The sequence below is a fragment of the Metabacillus sp. KUDC1714 genome (assembly GCF_014217835.1).
In the GTDB taxonomy this organism is placed as follows: domain Bacteria; phylum Bacillota; class Bacilli; order Bacillales; family Bacillaceae; genus Metabacillus; species Metabacillus rhizosphaerae.
Window position 1 is genome coordinate 877,780 of sequence record NZ_CP055263.1, and the last position, 20,033, is coordinate 897,812.

18 protein-coding genes and 1 pseudogene are annotated in these 20,033 nt (G+C 35.1%); 4 read left to right on the plus strand and 15 right to left on the minus strand.

Annotated features, from left to right (window positions below; all coding sequences use genetic code 11):
• Positions 1-105: 105 nt before the first annotated feature.
• From HUW50_RS04250 to HUW50_RS04300, 11 genes and pseudogenes are all read right to left on the minus strand, one after another.
• Positions 106-828 (minus strand): Crp/Fnr family transcriptional regulator, encoded by a 723-nt coding sequence (locus HUW50_RS04250; RefSeq protein WP_185653722.1) that lies wholly within the window; start codon positions 826-828, stop codon positions 106-108.
• Between the two features lie 156 nt (positions 829-984).
• Positions 985-2,703 (minus strand): annotated as a pseudogene (locus HUW50_RS04255) (PAS domain S-box protein); the annotation flags it as partial.
• Between the two features lie 39 nt (positions 2,704-2,742).
• Positions 2,743-3,402, minus strand: coding sequence for a response regulator (locus tag HUW50_RS04260; protein ID WP_260445663.1), 660 nt, complete (start codon positions 3,400-3,402; stop codon positions 2,743-2,745).
• Positions 3,403-3,407: 5 nt separating this feature from the next.
• Positions 3,408-4,055 (minus strand): sensor histidine kinase, encoded by a 648-nt coding sequence (locus HUW50_RS04265; RefSeq protein ID WP_185653723.1) that lies wholly within the window; start codon positions 4,053-4,055, stop codon positions 3,408-3,410.
• A 349-nt stretch (positions 4,056-4,404) separates the two neighbouring features.
• Complete coding sequence (gene trpB, locus HUW50_RS04270) at positions 4,405-5,571, minus strand: tryptophan synthase subunit beta (RefSeq protein WP_185653724.1); 1,167 nt, start codon at positions 5,569-5,571, stop codon at positions 4,405-4,407.
• Positions 5,572-5,908: 337 nt separating this feature from the next.
• A complete protein-coding gene (locus tag HUW50_RS04275) occupies positions 5,909-6,805 on the minus strand; it encodes a peptidylprolyl isomerase (RefSeq protein ID WP_066330277.1) in 897 nt (298 codons plus the stop codon).
• A gap of 104 nt (positions 6,806-6,909) precedes the next feature.
• Positions 6,910-8,316, minus strand: a complete 1,407-nt coding sequence (locus HUW50_RS04280; RefSeq protein ID WP_066330278.1) for a sensor histidine kinase — start codon at positions 8,314-8,316, stop codon at positions 6,910-6,912.
• Positions 8,306-9,016 (minus strand): response regulator transcription factor, encoded by a 711-nt coding sequence (locus HUW50_RS04285; RefSeq protein WP_066330279.1) that lies wholly within the window; start codon positions 9,014-9,016, stop codon positions 8,306-8,308. Before HUW50_RS04285 ends, HUW50_RS04280 begins: the two co-directional genes overlap by 11 nt.
• Positions 9,017-9,249: 233 nt before the next feature.
• The gene (locus HUW50_RS04290) at positions 9,250-9,447 is read right to left on the minus strand and encodes a cold-shock protein (protein WP_066330280.1); all 198 of its coding nucleotides are present in this window, start codon (positions 9,445-9,447) and stop codon (positions 9,250-9,252) included.
• A gap of 291 nt (positions 9,448-9,738) precedes the next feature.
• Positions 9,739-12,864, minus strand: coding sequence for an MMPL family transporter (locus HUW50_RS04295; protein ID WP_185653725.1), 3,126 nt, complete (start codon positions 12,862-12,864; stop codon positions 9,739-9,741).
• A 3-nt stretch (positions 12,865-12,867) separates the two neighbouring features.
• Positions 12,868-13,329 carry a MarR family winged helix-turn-helix transcriptional regulator gene (locus HUW50_RS04300; protein WP_066330282.1) on the minus strand — a complete coding sequence of 154 codons (462 nt, stop codon included), beginning with the start codon at positions 13,327-13,329 and terminating at the stop codon, positions 12,868-12,870.
• 205 nt (positions 13,330-13,534) lie between these two features.
• Between HUW50_RS04300 and HUW50_RS04305 the strand changes: the two genes are divergently transcribed.
• On the plus strand, positions 13,535-14,332 hold the full coding sequence (locus tag HUW50_RS04305; RefSeq protein ID WP_185654038.1) for an MBL fold metallo-hydrolase: 798 nt from the start codon (positions 13,535-13,537) through the stop codon (positions 14,330-14,332).
• A gap of 208 nt (positions 14,333-14,540) precedes the next feature.
• Positions 14,541-15,302 carry a protein-glutamine gamma-glutamyltransferase gene (locus tag HUW50_RS04310; RefSeq protein ID WP_066330283.1) on the plus strand — a complete coding sequence of 254 codons (762 nt, stop codon included), beginning with the start codon at positions 14,541-14,543 and terminating at the stop codon, positions 15,300-15,302.
• Between the two features lie 194 nt (positions 15,303-15,496).
• On the opposite strand, the gene HUW50_RS04315 is transcribed toward HUW50_RS04310, so the two are convergent.
• Positions 15,497-15,736: a DUF2651 family protein gene (locus tag HUW50_RS04315; RefSeq protein ID WP_185653726.1), complete on the minus strand. Its 240-nt coding sequence runs from the start codon at positions 15,734-15,736 to the stop codon at positions 15,497-15,499.
• Positions 15,737-15,942: 206 nt separating this feature from the next.
• Entirely contained in the window at positions 15,943-16,338 is a 396-nt protein-coding gene (locus HUW50_RS04320) for a secondary thiamine-phosphate synthase enzyme YjbQ (protein ID WP_066330285.1), read from the minus strand.
• A 435-nt stretch (positions 16,339-16,773) separates the two neighbouring features.
• On the opposite strand from HUW50_RS04320, the gene HUW50_RS04325 reads away from it, so the two are divergent.
• Positions 16,774-17,019 carry a hypothetical protein gene (locus tag HUW50_RS04325; RefSeq protein ID WP_066330286.1) on the plus strand — a complete coding sequence of 82 codons (246 nt, stop codon included), beginning with the start codon at positions 16,774-16,776 and terminating at the stop codon, positions 17,017-17,019.
• Between the two features lie 6 nt (positions 17,020-17,025).
• Entirely contained in the window at positions 17,026-18,021 is a 996-nt protein-coding gene (locus tag HUW50_RS04330; protein WP_066330287.1) for a potassium channel family protein, read from the plus strand.
• On the opposite strand, the gene HUW50_RS04335 is transcribed toward HUW50_RS04330, so the two are convergent.
• Positions 18,011-18,418 (minus strand): YugN-like family protein, encoded by a 408-nt coding sequence (locus HUW50_RS04335; protein WP_066330288.1) that lies wholly within the window; start codon positions 18,416-18,418, stop codon positions 18,011-18,013. The genes HUW50_RS04330 and HUW50_RS04335 overlap by 11 nt on opposite strands.
• Before the next feature lie 217 nt (positions 18,419-18,635).
• Positions 18,636-19,988 (minus strand): glucose-6-phosphate isomerase, encoded by a 1,353-nt coding sequence (locus HUW50_RS04340; protein WP_066330289.1) that lies wholly within the window; start codon positions 19,986-19,988, stop codon positions 18,636-18,638.
• Positions 19,989-20,033 lie beyond the last annotated feature (45 nt).

Sequence of the window (20,033 nt, forward strand, 5' to 3'; positions counted from 1 at the left end):
AACTTGGTTGTTGATTTCAGCCGCAGCAGACGTTCTCTTCCGTTCCAATCAACAAAGTGCGAAAATCAACAGCGAAACTTAACAGGGCATTATTTTTTATAAGCTTTATAGTCTGCAAACTTGCAAAGGACAATCATCACAGCGACATATTTGACGAAGGCTATTAAGATTATAGACTGTTAAATAGCCTTTTTCATATTGTATAATCCCATCTTTTTTTAATTGATTAAGCATTCTCGTTACCGTTTCTCTTGGTGTACCAATAAATGAGGATATTTCGTCATGTGTGAATTTTTTTGTAATTCTCCACATGTCACCCTCTTGTATTCCATATGTGTTTGTCATACGGATAAGGACAGATGCTAACGCGCCATTCTTTCCAAAAAACATTAGGTCACGGAGCTTTGTTTGTGTAAGCTGTTGAGAAAAGCTAACCCATTTTGTGAATTCCATGGAAAAATTACGATTTTCCCAAAGAAGTATTTCAATATCATGTTTATCAATCACACCAACAACCGAATCCTCGATGGCCATTGCATTCTCCATTGAACCTCGCTTGCTACTCGACGTACAATCGCCAAACATATCATCCGCTTCAAAATAATTTAACGTTAGAATTTTTCCATCCTCTGTACTTTTATATAGATTGATTGAACCAACTAAAATGTAATAAATCTTATCTATTGAATCACCTTCATAATACAAATAATCTCCACTTCTAACGTGTATTGTACTCATTTTTTGCTTTAAAATATTAATACTATCTTTCGAAAATATATGTGTATTAACAACTTTTTCATTTGTCATTTTTAAAACTGTAGCTGTCATTTTCCTCGCCGCCCCATCACTTCGTTTTTCTTATCTTCATTGTAAAGAAATATTGGAGTGAATGTTATCAGGGAATTCCCTTATTTACATTCTATAATTCCCCTATTCATAAAGCAATGCGCTATCCTATAACAAAAAAAGAGCACCAAGCTATAACTAGCTGATGCCCTGATCGTTTTTAAGAAAAGGAACCTTCACGGTAATCATTGTTCCTTTGTTTCTAATTGAATTGATTTTAAACTGAGCATTAATGGATCGAGCCCTTTCTTCCATACTAAATAAACCAACTCCATTTTGCTTTGTTTGTGTATCAAAACCAACCCCGTGATCAGTAATGACCACCTCTAAATAATCCTCTTTTTCAATGATTGATAAAAATATCTCCTGTGTATTCGCATATTTCCGGGCATTAGTGATTGCTTCTTGGACAATTCGATAAATACTTGTTTCAACTTCTGAATGAAGCCTTCTTTGTAATTCATATGTAAAACAGGTTTTTAAACCGTAATGTTCTGAAAATTTATTAATAAATGAACGGATTGCAGGAACTAGTCCAAGGTCATCTAATATAGAAGGTCGTAATTGCCAGGAAATTTGTCTTATTTCTTCAATAATGTTCGAAATTTCAGTTTCCATTTGATCAACTAAAAGAGGATCCGTCTTTGTTCGATTAATCATGATGAGTAAACTATAAAGATTCTGACCAATTCCATCATGTAGTTCTCTAGAAATATTTTTTCTCTCTTCTTCCTGTAAACCAATCAGCTTTCTCATCATTCGTTGAAGCTCTTCTTCAGCTCGTTTCCTTGCTGTAACTTCATTTCTGATCGCTAAATATTGATAAGGCTTCCCCTGTATATTTAAAAATGGAACGATTGTTGTATCTACCCAATAATAGGTTCCATCCTTTGCTTGGTTTTTAATTTCACCCTTCCAGACCTTTCCAGCACCAATTGTTCTCCAAAGCTCACCGAAAAATGACTTTGGATGATATCCTGAGTTAATAATCTTATGACTGTTCCCAATTAACTCTTCCCTATTATACTTTGATACCTTACAAAATGTATCGTTTACATACGTAATAATTCCCTTTTGATCTGTAATGGCTACGATTGAAGATTCATCTAATGCCAACTTTAAATCATATAACTCTGATAACGTCTCTTTTAACTCTTCTTCAGCACGTTTTCTTGAAGTTACCTCATTTCTGATCGCAAGATATTGATATGGTTTTCCTTGTCTCGTTAAAAATGGAACAATCGTTGTATCTACCCAATAATAGGCTCCATCCTTTGCTTGGTTTTTAATTTCACCCTTCCAGACCTTACCAGATCCAATTGTCCGCCAAAGCTCACTGAAAAATGACTTTGGATGATATCCTGAATTAATAACTTTATGGCTCTTACCAATTAATTCTTCTCGATTATATTTGGAAACCTTGCAAAATGTATCATTAACATATGTGATAATCCCCTTTTGATCTGTTATCGCAACAATCGAGGATTCATCTAAAGCAAACTTAAAATCAACCAATTCTGATAATGAAGCATCTAATTCATCTTCCATCGCTTGCATATGCACATTGTTTTTAATCGTTAAGACACAAAACGGGTGATTAAGAAGCTCAACAACTTCGCAAGAAATCTTCATTGAATAGTATGTTTGATCTTGGAGACGTGCCACTGATTCACAAAATAACGAGGTTTTTTGAAATAAAATATGACTATTTATATCTGGAAATAGCAAAGAAATACGCTTATCCTTCACTTCATTCATATGATAGCCAAATAACTGCTCAGCAGCCTGATTAAAGGATTCTATCATTCCTTCTTTGCTTACTATAATCATTGCTTCCTTTTGTTCTTGGGCCATTTGTAAATGATATTCCTTTCTAAGAGGATTTCTAGGCTACCTTTATATACCATATCCTAATAATCCCTTTTTTAAAGCATATTCTACAAGTTCAGGTCTCGTTTTCAGTTTTAACTTTTCCATAATATTTGACTTGTGATTCTCTACAGTTTTTACACTAATGACTAGCTTTTCCGCAATTTCCTTATTAGAAAAGCCTTTAGCGATTAACGTAAGAACCTCTTTTTCACGGGCGGACAAAAGAGAATATGTATCACCATCTCCACCATTTCGTAGACGATCAAGATAATCCTCCATTAGTTTTTTAGTAGCAGTAGGATACAAATACGCTGAACCATCTGCAACAATGGATATCGCTTGAACAAGTTCGTTATGAAGGGCACTTTTTAAGATGCATCCTGAAGCACCTGCTTGTATGACACGAAATAAATATTCCTCATCATCATGCATCGTTAAGATTAGAATTTGTACATTAGGCCATCTTTTTTTAATCTCTACTGTTGCTGATAAACCGTCTCTGCCGTGTGGCATACTAAGATCCATTAAGACAACGTTAGGTTGCAGCTCCTCAACCTTTTTAATTGCTTCATCCCCTTCAGATGCTTCCCCTACCACTTCCATATTATCAATTTCATTTAATAACATTTTGAGACCTGTTCGTACTACTGCGTGATCATCAACTAATAATATTGACGTTGTCACTCCATTCACCTCACATTCATTTTTATAAGTAAATTCACTACTTTAGTTGGATCAAAGGGACTCGTTACATTAAATGCTCCTCCTACTAACTTAAGTTTTTTTTCAAATCCAAGAATATCGAGTAAGAACTTTTCATGTTGAAAAGTCGTTTGGTTGTCCCAAGTTAATTCCACATCTATCTCTACTGCCTCTCCCCAAAATGATGTCACTTTAATACGTAGTGGAGGTGAATGTAAAGCAACCATAGTGAGGAGGTCCTTAAACGTTCGGTACACGATTAACTCTGATAATAGTGGTAAACGTTGTTTTTCACCGATTCCTTGATAATGTATAGAGATATTATGTTTTTTACTAAAGCTATTTAATAGCGTCGTTAAGGCACCATCAATTCCTTTATGAGAAAAGGGATGGATATCATTTGAAAGAACTCGAACATCTTCTATCGTTCTTTTCATTAATATTACCATGTCATCGATTGTTGATCTATCATCCTTATCGACAATATGCTGTTGCAAATATTGCAAATGATTAAACACAGCATACAGGTTCTGTGCGATTCCTTCATGTAAAAAGATAGAGATCCCCTTTAATTCATTCTCATAATTTTCTATAATATGAGCGTCTATCACTTCTTGTTTGATGTTGATGTTCATGTTATCCACCTTTGTTCATTTTCATTACAATTTGGAAATTATCTTGAGTAAAGTGAAGGATATTTTGAAGTAAGCTTTTGTGTTAACAAATAAGGTATAAATAAGGCAATTCCTTACTGTAATCTTAATTGGTTTATGCAGGGAATGATGTGACAAACATCACAAGAATTCCTATGCACTAAAGGGATTGCAGAGCATTAAAACGAAGATTGGCCTGTTTGACGCAAAAGAACAAAAGCGCAGGCGCTAGGAAGGAGTGGATGTCAAAGCGCTTATCCAGAGTACTTGAATTTTATAATTTTCTGGACGCAAAAAAGGATAACATATGTTACCCCCTTGTCATACAATTCTATTCTTGAAGCATTTTATAAACCTGCTCTACGTCTTTATCTCCTCTTCCAGAAAGATTGACAATAATTGAATCTTCACGATCAAGCTCTTTTGCTAGTTTCATAGCATGTGCAATTGCGTGTGAACTCTCTAGTGCTGGGATAATCCCTTCAACTTTAGAAAGAACCTGGAAGGCATCTAACGCTTCTTGCCCACTTACTGTTACATACTCTGCTCGATTGGTTGTTTTTAGATAGCTATGCTCTGGACCAATCCCAGGATAATCTAACCCTGCTGCAATCGAAAATGTCGGCTCTGGTTCACCATTTTCATCTAATAGCGTTAAGCATTTAAAGCCATGAATTATTGCAGGGGTACCTTTCGTTAATGTTGGTGCCTCAGTAGGTTCAACACCGATTAAACGGACAGATTCTTCGTTAATATAATGTGCAAAAGCACCGATTGCATTACTTCCACCACCGGCACAAGCAACAACTGCTTTCGGGAGCTTGCCTTCTTTTTCTAGGATTTGCTTTTTCGATTCTTCACTAATAATCGATTGAAAATGCTTTACCATCGTTGGGAATGGATGAGGTCCTACGGCTGAACCTAAAAGATAGAATGTATTTTCATAGTTTGCTACTAAATCATTTAACGCTTCATCAACAGCATCCTTTAGTCTTCCTTGTCCCTTCGCAACAGAAACAATCTTTGCACCTAATAATTCCATACGGAACACATTTAGTGCTTGTCTTTCTGTATCCAATTTCCCCATGTAAATCGTACAGTCCATTCCACCTACAATCGCACATGCTGTAGCCGTGGCAACTCCATGCTGTCCCGCCCCAGTCTCTGCAATGATCCGTGTTGCTCCCATACGTTTTGCTAATAAAATCTGTCCAATCGCATTATTAATTTTATGTGCTCCTGTATGGTTTAAATCCTCACGTTTTAAATAGATTTTCGCTCCACCAACTTGCTTTGTTAAGTTCTCTGCAAGAGTAAGTGGATTCTCTCGACCGATATATTCTTTCATATAATAATTAAATTCTTCAATAAATTCTGGATCACTTTTGTACTTTTCAAAGTTCTCATCTAAAACATCTAATACATTCTTTAAGGCCTCAGGTACAAAACTACCACCAAATTCCCCAAAATAACCTTTATCCATCGTACTTTTTTTCATATCTATTCTCCTCCCTATTAACTATAATAGTGAAAATTCAGAATTAATAATCTTTAATTATTATACCATTCTAGCCTAGGACAAGTGGGAAATTAGAAAAAAATTTTTACGTTTTAATTTCATATAAGCACCATAGTAGTAAGTCTAGGAGAACGACATTTGTCCATAGCAGTAAATGAATATATGAATTGTTTTTTTCATAGAAACTTCCACCTCTAAAGAATGACTTCTATAGTAAAGATGCAGTGAAGAAGAGAATATTTCAAAATTGTTTTATCTTACTGTGATTTGAATACGATAAAAAACGGACCCCATTAGGAGCCCGCTTTTATGTCTATTATTCTTCCTCATCTTCACTTAAATAATTTTTCACTTTATAATCTTCTTTTTTCTCTTCTAACCAGGTTGTATATTCTGTAGCCATTTTTTCATCGAATAAAATGTCTTTGATTTCTTCTTTACTATCATCAAAATTCGCTTCAGCTGCGTCCTGTTTGTCAGTTACTTTAATGATATGATAACCATGTTCTGTTTTAACTGGTTCACTTATTTCGTCAACTTCCAATGAAAATGCAGCTTCTTCAAATTCTGCTACCATACTACCTTCACCAAAGAATCCTAAGTCTCCACCAGATTCAGCTGATCCATCTGTTGAATATTCTTTTGCTAATTCCGCAAAGTCTTCGCCTGCATCCAGCTTTTCTTTTACTTCTTTAGCAGTTGCCTCGTCAGCTACTAATATATGACTTGCTTTTACCTGTTTTGTTTTGGCAAAAGAATCTTTATTTTCATCAAAGTATGTTTTCATTTCTTCATCTGTGATTTTAATACGTGATTCTAGTAATTTCTCAATTTGAAGGTTCGTTTTTACATCTTCCTCTACGTCCTCCATTGTTAAACCACTTGTTGCTAGTTGTTGGTTAAACGTTTCTTCGCCACCATATGATTCAATTAGCCCTTGAAGCTCTGCATCTATGTCTTTTTCAGATACTGAAACCTTTTCTTTTTCTACCTCTTGCTCAATTACGTTCTTGGTAATAAGAGTTTCTAAGGCTGCTTCACCATTTTGCTCGACGAAAAATGTATATAAGTTATCCTTTGTAATTGATTGTTTACCAACCTTTGCAACAACTTCACTTCGAGTTGAAAGAAAAATAAATACTGCAACTGCCACTACTACAAGAGCAGCGAGAATTGCTATTGTTTTTTTACTTGAAAATAATCTCTCTATCATTTTTTATGTCTCCTCAATCATATATAGTCTGTCTGATATCATTCTTCTATCTTAACGAATAAATATGAATAAACTATGAACAAAGCATTAAAAATTAGAAAAGTTTAATCATTCTTAATCGGAATCGTAATCGTAAACTTTGTTCCTTGATTTCGCTCACTAGTGAGTTCAATTTTTCCTTCATGCAGCTCTACTAAGCGCTTAACAATTGAAAGACCTAAACCAAATTCACCAAATTGATTACTTGTTCTCGATAGATCTGCCTTATAAAATCTCCGCCAAATTGATTCCACCTCTAATTTGTCCATACCTATTCCAGTATCCTCAATTTCAATGATCGTCTCTTCATTAGTTTGGTAACCACGCAACCAAACTGAACCTTGATTTGTAAATTGAATACTATTTTTTGTGATATTTATTAAGATTTGGATAAGTCGATCATAGTCAGCGAAAACCATACTTTGTTCATCTGCTTGAATAATTAAGTTAATATTTTTTTCTTCTGCTTGAAAAAGTAAGTGATCCTTTATCACTTCTAATACTTCTTTAAGCTGAATTCTTTCTTTAATAAGCTTAACTTGATTCGATCGAATTCGTTCATAATCTAGATTCTCGTTAACAAGTCGAATTAATCTTTTAGTTTCATGACTAACTAACTGAATCCCTTTTTCTTTTTCATCCTCTTCAATCATATTATTTTTGAGTCCTTCAATCACACCGCTTATTGTTGTTAGTGGTGTCCGAAGCTCGTGTGAAACATCGGCTATAAATTGTCTTCGCCGTTTTTCGAGACTATCAATTTCTTCGTTTGATGATTTTAATTGATCAATCATTTCGTTAAAATCATTTGCCATTTCAGCGATCTCATCAAAGTTAGATGCAGGAATATATGCATCATAATCACCTTGTGCAATTTTCGAAGTAGCTTTTCTTATTTTTTGAATACGATTCACATGTATCTTTGAGAGAATCCAGCTAAGCAAAAATGACACCGATAACGCGATGATTACAGTGTAGAGCAAATATTGATTCATTTCACTGATCATTTCCCGCGAACCACTAATAGGAGAAATGAGTAAAATCCCTCCAATTAGACCTCCTCTACCAATATAGGGTAATGCAACTAGTGAAACTTCCTGGTCAGCCCATTTGATGTTATGCTTTGTAACCACTTTCTCCCCATTGGTAAGCTTGTTCCAATCTTCTTCCGTTATTCTTGTTCTGGGTGAGGTCGTTGAAATCGGGTAAACAATTCGGCCTTGTTGATCAAAGATACTAAAAAATATATTTTGCGAGCTCAATACCTGGTTGTATTGTGCCAAAACGAACTCTTGTCCTGTCTGTTCAAATTCAGTTAAAATATTCTCACCATACACGGTTAATTCATTTACTTTGTTCTCGTACACCAAATTTTCGACATAGTGGGCGAACAAGAGGCTTAAAATAATAAACGCGATGATAAGAATACTAATATGACTAATAAATAGCTGATAAATGTATTTAATTCTCATTTACTTCAACTGCTTCATCAAATTTATAACCTACGCCCCAAACTGTATGAAAAAATGGGTGTGTCGGTGTTTCGATTTTTTTTCTTAATCGTTTAATATGAACATCTACTGTACGTTCATCACCATAAAATTGATAGCCCCAAACTCGTTCTAACAGCTGTTCTCGCGTAAACACTTGACGAGGATTTTTTACAAAGTAATAAAGGAGATCAAACTCTTTTGGTGTAAGGTTTGTTATCTTTCTATCTTGTAAATATACCTCTCTAGTTGATTTACTAATTTTAAAATTGTCAGTTTGCAATAGATCAGAAATATTAGACTGTTGATCAATTTCTGCTATCTGATAGCGACGAGTCACTGCTTTAATCCTTGCCATTAAGGCTAATGGACTAAATGGCTTTGTTACATAATCATCTGCTCCCATTTCTAGACCTAATACTTGATCAGACTCACTATCCTTTGCTGTCAGCATAATAATTGGAATTGAGCTTTTTTCTTCTCTAATCTTTCGACAAAGTGACACACCATCCATCCCAGGAAGCATCCAGTCGAGGATCATTAAATCCCACTCATTCCCTTTAAAACGCTCATACCCTTCCAAACCATTATGTACAAATTCACCCGTAATTCCTTCCTTCGAAAAAAACATCTCGAGCATAGAGCAAACACTTGGATTATCTTCAATAACAAGAACTTTCATTTTCCACCCACCAGTTGTGTAAAAGCTTTTTCTTTTTATCAATTTTAACGTTTTCTTATACAACACACAAATTAAACTGGTCTAATCAACTGTTTGGTCTAGAAATAACTTTCTTTCCAAATACTCCATTCCATTTGTAAACTATTTAAATACTAATTAACAAATAAAGAATAACATAAAAAAAGACCCCCAAAAGGGAGTCTTTTATAAGAGCTGCTTATGCAGCGTTATACTTATTTTTGTACGTTAGCAGCTTGTGGTCCACGAGCTCCTTGCTCAACTTCAAAAGTAACTGTTTGGCCTTCTTCTAAAGTTTTGAAACCTTCACCTTGGATTGCAGAGAAGTGTACGAATACATCGTCTTGTCCTTCTACTTCAATAAATCCGAAACCTTTTTCTGAATTAAACCATTTAACTTTACCTTCTAACATTGTTTTTCCTCCTGTGTGGAAAATCTAGTCCACTTTGTATTACTATTCTTGCTAGACAACGACCTTTCAAGAGGAATCTTTTAAAGCAATTTCCATCTTTCATCCTTATCCGAACAAAAATAATTAAAACCATTTTAGCACCTTTTTTCTTTAAAATCAAGTTAATTCTATTTTCTGACAATAATAGATTAATAGAATCATACCTATTTTATTGCTTTGTGTATATGAACAAAAGCTCAAAAAAAAGCAGCCAATTTCAACTAGAAATCAACTGCTTTGTTCATTATCAGTTTATACTCGCTTAAACGGCCACCAGTTTGCAGCACCAAAATTTTTCACCATGACTGGGACAAATAGTGGTAATACAATAAATGCGTATAACAACAATCCAGTCAGGATAATCGATGCTATTTGAATAAGTGATAGCATGCCTGAAGGAATCATTGCAGCAAATGTACCCCCTAGTATAACCACCGCTGAAATAATGACTGTTCCCATTTTTTTCATTGCTAAAAGCATCGCATCTTCTACTGATATGTCTTTATATTCATTAAAACGGTCCATTAAGAAAATACTATAATCTACACCTAGAGCAACAAGAATAACAAAACCAAAGAATGGAACTGCCCAGCTAATCCCGGTATACCCTAAAATATTCACAAATATGACTTCATTGATTCCAAGTGCTGTATAATACGTTAAAATCAATGATCCTATCAAATAAAGCGGCATAATAATTGATCTAAACAAAAATACAAGAATAATAGAAATACCGACAAGCATTAAAATAACTGTACGTGTATAGTCATTATTAGACATTGTATTTAAGTCAGCATTAATACTAGTAATTCCTCCAATGGCAACTTTGGCATTTTCAAGCTTTGTATCCTTTGTTGCACGTTCAATTGCAGCATTAATTTCATCAATTTGGTTAATTGCTTCGTTGGAATAAGGGTTAGCTCCAAAGATAACATCCAATGTCATTACTTTTCGGTCATTTGATAAATATGTGTCAAGTGCTTGCTCGAAGTCTTCACTTTCTAATACATCTTCTGGTAAGTAAAAGCCTGATGTCTCTGACGTTTTTGATAAATCAGCTAAGTAGTCTTGAGCAGAACCGAGTCCGTCTGATACTTGGTTTAACCCATCAACACTTTGACCTAAGCCATCTGTTAATTGATTCATTTGACCATCAAGGTCACCAAAACCATCTAATAGCTGTTTTTGACCATTGGTTACACCTGACAGACCATCAGATATTTTTGGTATATTACTTACAATTTGACCTTGACCGTTTGCTAATTGATCTAAGCCTGCTTGTTGTTGCTCAATTCCCTCTATAAGTAATGATAATCCTTCAGAGAACTGTCTTTGACCTTCAACAAGTTCAGTAAAATTACTATTCGCCAGGTTTACACCTTCGCTAACCTTGTTTAATTCAGTATTTAATCTGCTAATCCCGTTTGCTAATGTAGGTAACTGAGTTTTAGCTACTTCCTGTACAGTTCCTTTAATTTTCCCATAATTAGGATCTGCCTCAAGACCTGGATATGCGTTATTATTTTCAAGAGCTGTAAAGTCAGAGTCTAATTGAGTAAGAGCTCCTGAAAGTCCTATAATCCCTTGAATTACCTCCTGGTATTTATCATGCAGAGTCCCGATTCCACCCTCTGCTTCTTGATATCCAGCAAGCAATTGACTGCTACCGGCTTGAAGTTCTTCAGCTCCTGCCTTCGCTTCAGCTAAGCCTTTTTTAATTTCATCTGAACCTTGAGATCCTTGACGAATTCCATCCTCAATTTTTGCTAGATTTTCCTGAATTTCAGATATCCCTGAATATAATTCAGTTGTTCCAGAAATCAAATCATTAATACCGTCTGTCGCATCTTTAAGCTGTGGGGAGGATTTAGAAAGCTCACTTTCTGCTTCTGCTAACCCTTCACTAATTTGAGAGATCCCATCATTTCCTTCTCCAAGTCCCTCTTCAAGAGTTTTTGCTTGCTTTGCTACATAAAAGTCTTCGATCATTTCTCCTGTTGGTCGTGTGACAGAGCGAACTGAGTCTACCAACTCTACTGTTTCAAGCTCTTTACTAATTTTTTCAGCAAGACCGATATATTCTGTTGAATCCATTTTTTCATCATTTTTCAAGACAATTTGCGTGGACATCGATTCCCCTGGACCAAAGCTATCTGCAATGGCATTGAAAGCTTTAATTGAGTTTACATCATCGCTAATTTCCTCTAATGAATTATAGGATAATTCACCATCATAAAGTAACAAAAACGGGACAGATACCACTGCAACGATAACTAGTGCAATAAGTGGTCGTGCTAATGAAAAGCGACCAACTACACCCCATAGTTTACTATCCTTATGTTCAAGTGTCCCTTTTGAAGGCCAGAAAATTTTATTACCTAGTATTGCCATAAAAAATGGTACAACCGTAAATAATGCGATAAGTAATACAGCAACACCTACCGCTACTGCAGATGCAGATTGATAGAGCTTAAATTGGGAAAATCCGATTGCAGCAAAGCCGATCATGACAGCTAATCCACTAAAGAAAACCGTACGCCCTGCATTGCGATATGTTTCAACAATCGCATCTGTCACACTTTCACGATGTGCCAATTCCTCTTTAAACCGACTTAAAAGCAGGATACAGTAGTCTGTTCCTATTCCAAATAAAACAGCGACTAAGAAAATTTGTGTGAAATTTGAGATTGGAAAGTTCACTTTATCAACTAATATCGCAACAATTGATTGTGATGCTAAATAAGTAATTCCAACAGTAATGAGCGGAATAAGTGGAGCAATCGCTGATCTAAACACGAGTAAAAGAACAGCCAAAATGAAAACAACCGTAATTCCTTCTGTTTTCTTTAAGCCTTCCTCAGAGCTTGCCATGACATCTTCATCAATCATCCATCCACTTGTATAATAATGATCAACTTTTACATCTTTAATTTTTTCGTAAAGCAAGTCAGATACTTCCTTCGCTTCACGATCATTCCAGCTTACCGAAACAGACGCCAAAATTGTCTTACCATCCTCTGAAACCAATTGTTCCTTTAAGCTTTCCTCATTAAAATGAGTTAATATATCTGTAACACCAAGCTCTTTGCTGTCTTCGAGTAAGCGAATCGCTTTTTCAGCCTCTTTCACCTCTTCGTCTGTTAGCTTATTTTCATTATGAAAAACAAGAGCAACCTGTGTTTCATCTTCAACATTTTCTTGTTTTTGGACAGCATCAAGAATTTCACTAGCTAAAGATGAAGAATATCCGTCTGGTACACTGACCTGTCCTTTATCTCGTACAAGTTCTGCCATATTAGGTGCAGCTAAAAATAACCCTACGACTACAGCAACCCATGCAAGAATAACAAACCACTTTCCATTAATGATTTTGTTCACAACTTATTCCTCCATTTTACAATCTTTACGTTGATCTAATAAGGTATTTAGCTTTTCATATGTCTCAATAAATGACACAATTTCACTTTCTTCAAAGCTAGTAATGATCGATTCTACTAATTTTTTAATTTTATCTTCTGTTTTTAAGTATAAATCATTTCCTTTTTCAGTTAACGTTAAGTAAATGACACGGCGATCATTTTCATCACGAGTTCGTTTGATTAACTCCTTTTCAGTTAATCGATTTATGATCGCAGTAATCGCACTTTTCTTCACCTCAAAGGCTTCTGAAAGCTCAGTAGAAGTGCATGTACCTACAAGATGAATATATCGTAATGTATAATGCTGATCATTTGTAATATAGTCACCAATACTGTCTTTTATCATATTTTCACCTTTTTTTGTAACAGAAAAGGAAACTGAAATGTAACGATTAATCAATTCTTCTATTTGTTTTTCCTCCATGAAAGGAGCCACCTCTCTATTAGTTAAATGATTTAACTATTCACGTGTTTAACTATAAAACGATCATCTTTTCCTGTCAAGAAGTAAAGTTCAGTGTGACCGTTTAGTGACGTAGAAAAAAGAGCACACCGTAAAGATTACTTTTGCCTACTTTAAGAAATACTATCAGGGAATAAATTTACTTGGAGGTATATACGTGGAAAAAATGCCATTGACCTCAGTTACGAGCGGGATGGGAATTGAGCTTCTACCAGATCTCTTTTGTTTGTCTGTTCAAATTGTAAATGTTTGCTTTATTGGAAATCCACGAGAAACGAATGAATTTATTTTAATAGATGCTGGAATGCCAGGATCATATGAGTTCATTATGGAGGAAGCTGAAAAAAGATTTGGCGCAGATTGCAAGTTAAATAGCATTATCCTAACTCACGGTCACTTTGATCATGTGGGTGCTTTACATGAATTGATCAGTAAATGGGATGTACCTGTTTATGCCCATCCTTTAGAAGAACCCTATTTAACAGGAAAAAGTGATTATCCACCACCAAACCCTAAAGTTGATGGACTTGTTGCTAAAATGTCACCGATGTTCCCTAGGCACAGCATCGATATTAAACCTAACCTTAAACTATTAAGTGACGATGGATTAATTCCAAATTTACCCGAATGGCACTATATCCATACGCCCGGACATACACCTGGACATATTTCACTTTTTAGAGACCGAGACAGTGCTTTAATTGTTGGAGATGCTTTTACAACTGTTGAACAGGAATCTTTGTATGATGTGATCACACAGAAACAAGAGATGCATGGTCCACCAGCATACTTTACAACAGATTGGCAGGCTGCCAAGGATTCCGTCAAAAAACTAGATGCCTTAAAGCCCACGATAGCTATATCGGGTCACGGACTCCCGATGACTGATGATGAGTTAAGAATAGAACTTGAAAGACTTTCAGCTAATTTTGAAAATGAAATACCTGAAAATAGAAAAAAATGAGGAACAATAGCGCAAGCGCACGTTTAGCGACGTATATCTGGATGTGATGTGGTATTCAAGAGGATAAGAGTTTTTCAAATCGCATCTAAGATACCTTCAAATGTTTATTGATCTTTAGAATTTTCCTTAATGAAACTTTCATAAATATCTCTATCCTCCACCAAATGGCCATACACTTTATTATGACTAACACCAAAGGTGGGGGAATATGATCTTTATCGGTAACAACTTGGCTAGTGGCAATCAATTGAAATCAACCACATTAACTGCTGAGGAAAATGAAATCATTGATCGTATGAATCAATATCAGGAAAAATATTTTTTCTTAAATGAAGATCACTTTCAGTTTGTTCTTCATCTTCGTTCAGCCATTATTCATGCATCAAGAAGTTTATTTAACAGCAAGGCAAAATTTACTACCTTTGAAACTTCACATTGTAATGAGCGATATTGGCGATTAACAAATCAAGGTGGTTTTAAACTTAGAGAAGGCATTCGTCCGTCTGATGCCATAAATGATATATTTCAAAATGGGGTTTTGTATGGGTTTGAATGCGCGACAGCAATGGTAATTATTTATTATAAAGCTGTATTAGACTCAATCAATTTTGAGCAATTCAATCGTATTTATCTAGGCATGTATTTACGTGATTGGCAATCAGATGACGATCTTCCAATCTACACGAGAAGAGGAAATGATTATTTACCTGGTGATTGTCTGTATTTTAATAATCCACAGTTCAATCCCAAAACTCCTCAATGGCGGGGAGAAAATGCAATTGATTTAGGGAATAAGCTTTTCTTCGCACATGGAATAGGCATTAAACCAGCGGAAGGCATCCTTGAGGCTTTGAATAAGCGAAGAAATCCACACGCGACAGAGTCTGCCTATCTCTTATCACAAGTCACTCGATTAGACGACTACTATTTGTATCAGTTCGCTAGTGGAGCTCATAAACGGTACAAATGAGTTTTGTTTCGAAGTATATAATATTTTACAGCACAATAACATTATCACCCCGATTAACCCAAGTATTCCAAACTATCCCAACCTTTACTTGAAGAAAGTCCAATTCGTATGAGAATTGGACTCCTAATTAAGTGTGTTACTTAATGTTTAGTACTCGAAGACAGAACCCGTTATTTTTCAACTACGACTGTGTTTTATTTTCCTTCTTTTCTATTTGTAAAAAAGGCCATCATTAGAGTCAAAATTCCCGATAATAATGTATATACAATTACCCAAATAAAAAATGATTCATTAAAAAACAGAAGCATTAAGAATGAGGATAAAACAAAAATTAAAGCCGGCGTAACATAGCTTTTTTTAGTTAATACGTAACCAACCACTGACATTATTAACACAATTGCTGGAAAGATGAAAAGAATAAGCATAAATTCCATATGTCACCTCATACTACACTTCTAATTTACCTTATTTTACCACAAAAGTGACTTATTACGCTTAAATCGCCATATACAGTGGCTTCGCCAGACCCAAACATGTCCTTTGTCGAATCGATTCGGGTAGTTATCCTTCACTTATTCTCAAGACCTCAACCGAATCCTGAGATTAGGAGTTTCATGGATCGTTCTGAATGGGTTAAGGTCTAGGAATATTTCATGTAAAAGGTTCTTTGTCGTGGACCATCAAATTCACAAAAGTAAATACCTTGCCAAGTTCCTAAAAGCAATCGTCCGTTTGAAATGATAACTGTTTGTGATGCACCGACCGTGCTCGCTTTCATATGTGCTGCCGTGTTTCCTTCAGCATGCATGTCCTTTACTACATTCCATGGATAAATTTCATCAAAACGTCTCATCATATCACTTTTTACATCAGGATCAGCATTTTCATTGATTGTGATACCAGCTGTTGTATGGGGACAATAAATTAATACTGTTCCTTCTTGTATTCTGCTCTCATTTACAAATGCTTGGACAATCTTTGTTACATCAATCATTTCGTCACGCATACTAGTTTGGATTGTTTGTTGTTTAAGCATTTCTAGCAACACCCTTCTTTAAGAACATAATTATATTAAGTATATATTGATGGATGTTAGATGTTAAATGAAATTCGACCAGTAGGCTGTTCGTTGGACCTGAACCACACTTCAAGCTGCACCATTACATTTTTAACTAATTATAGTAAATATTTTTTATGAATATCTCCTAGTATTTGCTGATTTTATCTATATATTACTACTTTGTTTTCTTTGTGTAGTGATACTGAAGCACTAAAAATTGTCCTCTTTGGACTTCCTTTATAATAGTTTGATCGATTTCATTAATTCTACATCGTATTATTCCCCATTAAGTTTAGAGTTTTTTCGCAAGGTATTAAAGGAAGTGTACATACTAAATAGTGTATATTTCTTTCATGTAAAATTATATTTTATAGATCCAAGATGATAGTGTTAGTAGAAAGTGGTGATCAATTGAAGGTAAATGAAGAAGAAAAGAAGCTGCTTAGTGAAGCAATTGATAAAATGAATGAGGGGTTAGATGCTTTTATAGGATTTTACAATGATTCTGAAGAGGATAAGGCCTTAATTGAGTTCTCTGAAGAAACAATTGAAATAATTGAACATGCAATTGATACTTATGGAAAAGAAGAGGTCACAACGAAAATAAACACGATTATTAGAGAAGTTTTATCATTTCTACCTAATAAGAAGGGGTGATTGTGTATGGCTAAGTCAAATAAATCGATGATCCATTGGTTAAGATGGCCGATTCATTATCGAATTACAATATTCGTTCTTCTTATTATTCTTGTTTTTGGTGAACTAATTTCCTTAGTTGAGCCAAAGGAATTCCCGACAATCTTTGACGGGATATGGTGGGCTGTTGTTACAGTTTCAACTGTTGGATTTGGCGATTATGTTCCCAAAACCTATCTAGGTAAAGGAATTGCTATGATAATGATACTAGCAGGTGCGAGCTTTGTTACAGCTTATTTTGCTACTATTTCTGCTGCAGCGATTAAAAGACAAAATTCATATGCAGAAGGAGCTGTGCCGTTTAAAGGCAATAATCATGTTGTCTTAATTGGATGGAATGAAAAAGCCAATGAAATGATTGAATCCCTCCATTCGGTTAAGCCATATAAACAAATAGTCTTAATTGATGAAACTTTAAAGGAATCCCCTCTAATTGAAAATGTTCACTTTATAAAAGGTAATCCGTCTAATGATCAAACATTACTGAAGGCAAATATTTTAGAAGCTGATGCTGCGATCATAACAGCAGATCAACACAAAAATGAGCAGGAAGCTGACATGAATTCCATCATTGTTTTATTAACTTTAAAAGGAATGAATCCTAATCTATATTGTGTCATAGAGATTTTAACTGAGCTACAAACAAAAAATGCAGATAGAGCTGGAGCAGATGAAATTATTAAATCTTATAAGCTCACAAGTCATTTTATTATGAGCAGTTACTTAGCTAAAAATGGACTGTCAAAATTTTACTCAGAGCTTAATCCTGCTAGCGGAAATCTTTTTAAAGTTCTGCCTGTAACCGAAAACCTCATTGGAAAAACGTTCAAAGAAGCTAGTCATGAGCTCCTAGAAAAGGAATCAATATTAATTGGAATTAAAAGAGGAGAGGAAACGAAAGTGAATCCGCCCCTCTCCTATGAAATACGTCCGTTAGATACATTAATTATTTTTACTCATTAAGCAGGCTACCTTCTAATTCTTGTACAAGCTCCTTCCCGATCTCAATATATTTTTCTGGGAAGGTAGCATCCTTATCTTGTGGCTCCTGAAACTGATTAATTGAGGCACTAAAATTTCCAATCGTAGCATGATCATCTAATCCAATTTGATATTTATGAGATAAAAGAAACGGTGTACCAATTTGAACCATCGTATTCGGTGAATCAAGCTGCCCATCTGTTGCTTCAAAGGGAACTCTTAAATATTGATAGCCTACTTCTGAAGCAATTTTATAATCAAAATACCCATGGTCATACTCCCAATTTCCACCTATCGAGTATCCTAACGGTTTCAACTTTTGCTCAAGATCATATAATTCAACTGTTTGACCATCGATCTTTGACGGAATTTCAATCACTTGGAAAACCCCCTTTTTCTATAGATTTTCCTAATGAAGAAAAAACATTCTTACTAAGTACTTGGTTAAATTAAGTCCGATTTAAGAAATAATCAACTGAAAACACAAAGATATCCACATTCGGCTCACTTCATCTCTTATTTTCACTCTTACTACTAAGTCAATTTCCCATCAAAAAAGGACTGGCAAAATGCCAGTCCTTCTTATAGTACGTCTTTTATTTATCTAATCGCTTTTCAAGCTCTGCTTTTTTCTCTTCAAATCCTGGTTTACCAAGTAAAGCAAACATGTTTACTTTGTAAGCTTCAACACCTGGTTGGTCAAATGGGTTCACACCAAGTAAATAGCCACTCATTGCACATGCTTTTTCGAAGAAATACACTAAGTATCCAAACGTATACTCGTCCATTTCTGGAATTGTCACAACTAAGTTTGGAACTCCGCCATCTGTGTGAGCTAGCATTGTACCTTGAAATGCCTTTTTATTGACAAAATCAACTGATTTACCTGCTAAGTAATTTAATCCATCTAAATCACTTTCTTCTTCCTCAACAAGTAATTCATGACGTGAATTTTCTACGTTAATAACTGTTTCGAAAATGTCACGACGTCCTTCTTGAACATATTGTCCTAATGAATGCAAGTCAGTTGAGAAGTTTGCAGATGAAGGATAGATTCCTTTTTGATCTTTCCCTTCACTTTCGCCAAACAATTGCTTCCACCATTCAGAGAAGTATTGAAGGCCTGGCTCATAGTTAATAAGCATTTCAATTGTTTTCCCTTTGTTGTAAAGAACATTTCGTACAACTGCATATTGGTAAGCTGCGTTTTCTTCTAGCTCAGACTTGCTGAAGTCTTCACTTGCAGCTTGAGCACCCTTCATCATTGCCTCAATATCTACACCTGTTACCGCGATTGGCAATAAACCTACAGCAGTTAGAACAGAGAAACGACCTCCAACATCATCAGGAATAACAAAGGATTCATAACCTTCTTCTGTAGCTAGAGTTTTCAGAGCACCACGAGCTTTATCAGTTGTCGCATAAATACGTTGTTTCGCTTCAGCTTTGCCATATTTTTCTTCAAGAATTTTTCTGAAGATACGGAATGCTAAAGCAGGCTCAGTTGTCGTACCTGATTTAGAAATCACATTAATTGAGAAATCTTTTCCTTCAAGTAAATCTTGTAAATCTTTCATATATGTAGAGCTAATATTGTTTCCTACAAAAATCACTTGTGGAGTTTTTCTTTGTTCTTTTGAAAGAGCATTGTAGAAAGAGTGATTAAGCATTTCAATTGCTGCACGAGCTCCTAAGTATGAACCACCGATTCCAATAACAAGAAGGACTTCAGAATCAGATTTAATCTTTTCAGCACTTTTTTGAATACGAGAGAACTCTTCTTTATCATAGTTTGTTGGAAGATCGACCCAACCTAAAAAGTCACTTCCAGCCCCTGTTTGCTCATGAATAGAATGATGTGCAACTTTCACAAAGTCACGTAAGTATGTAATTTCATGTTCGTTAAAAAAAGTGAGTGCATTTGAATAATCAAAACGTACATGTGTCATAACATTTTCCTCCATTAATTCATCATTATTATTATAGCTACTATC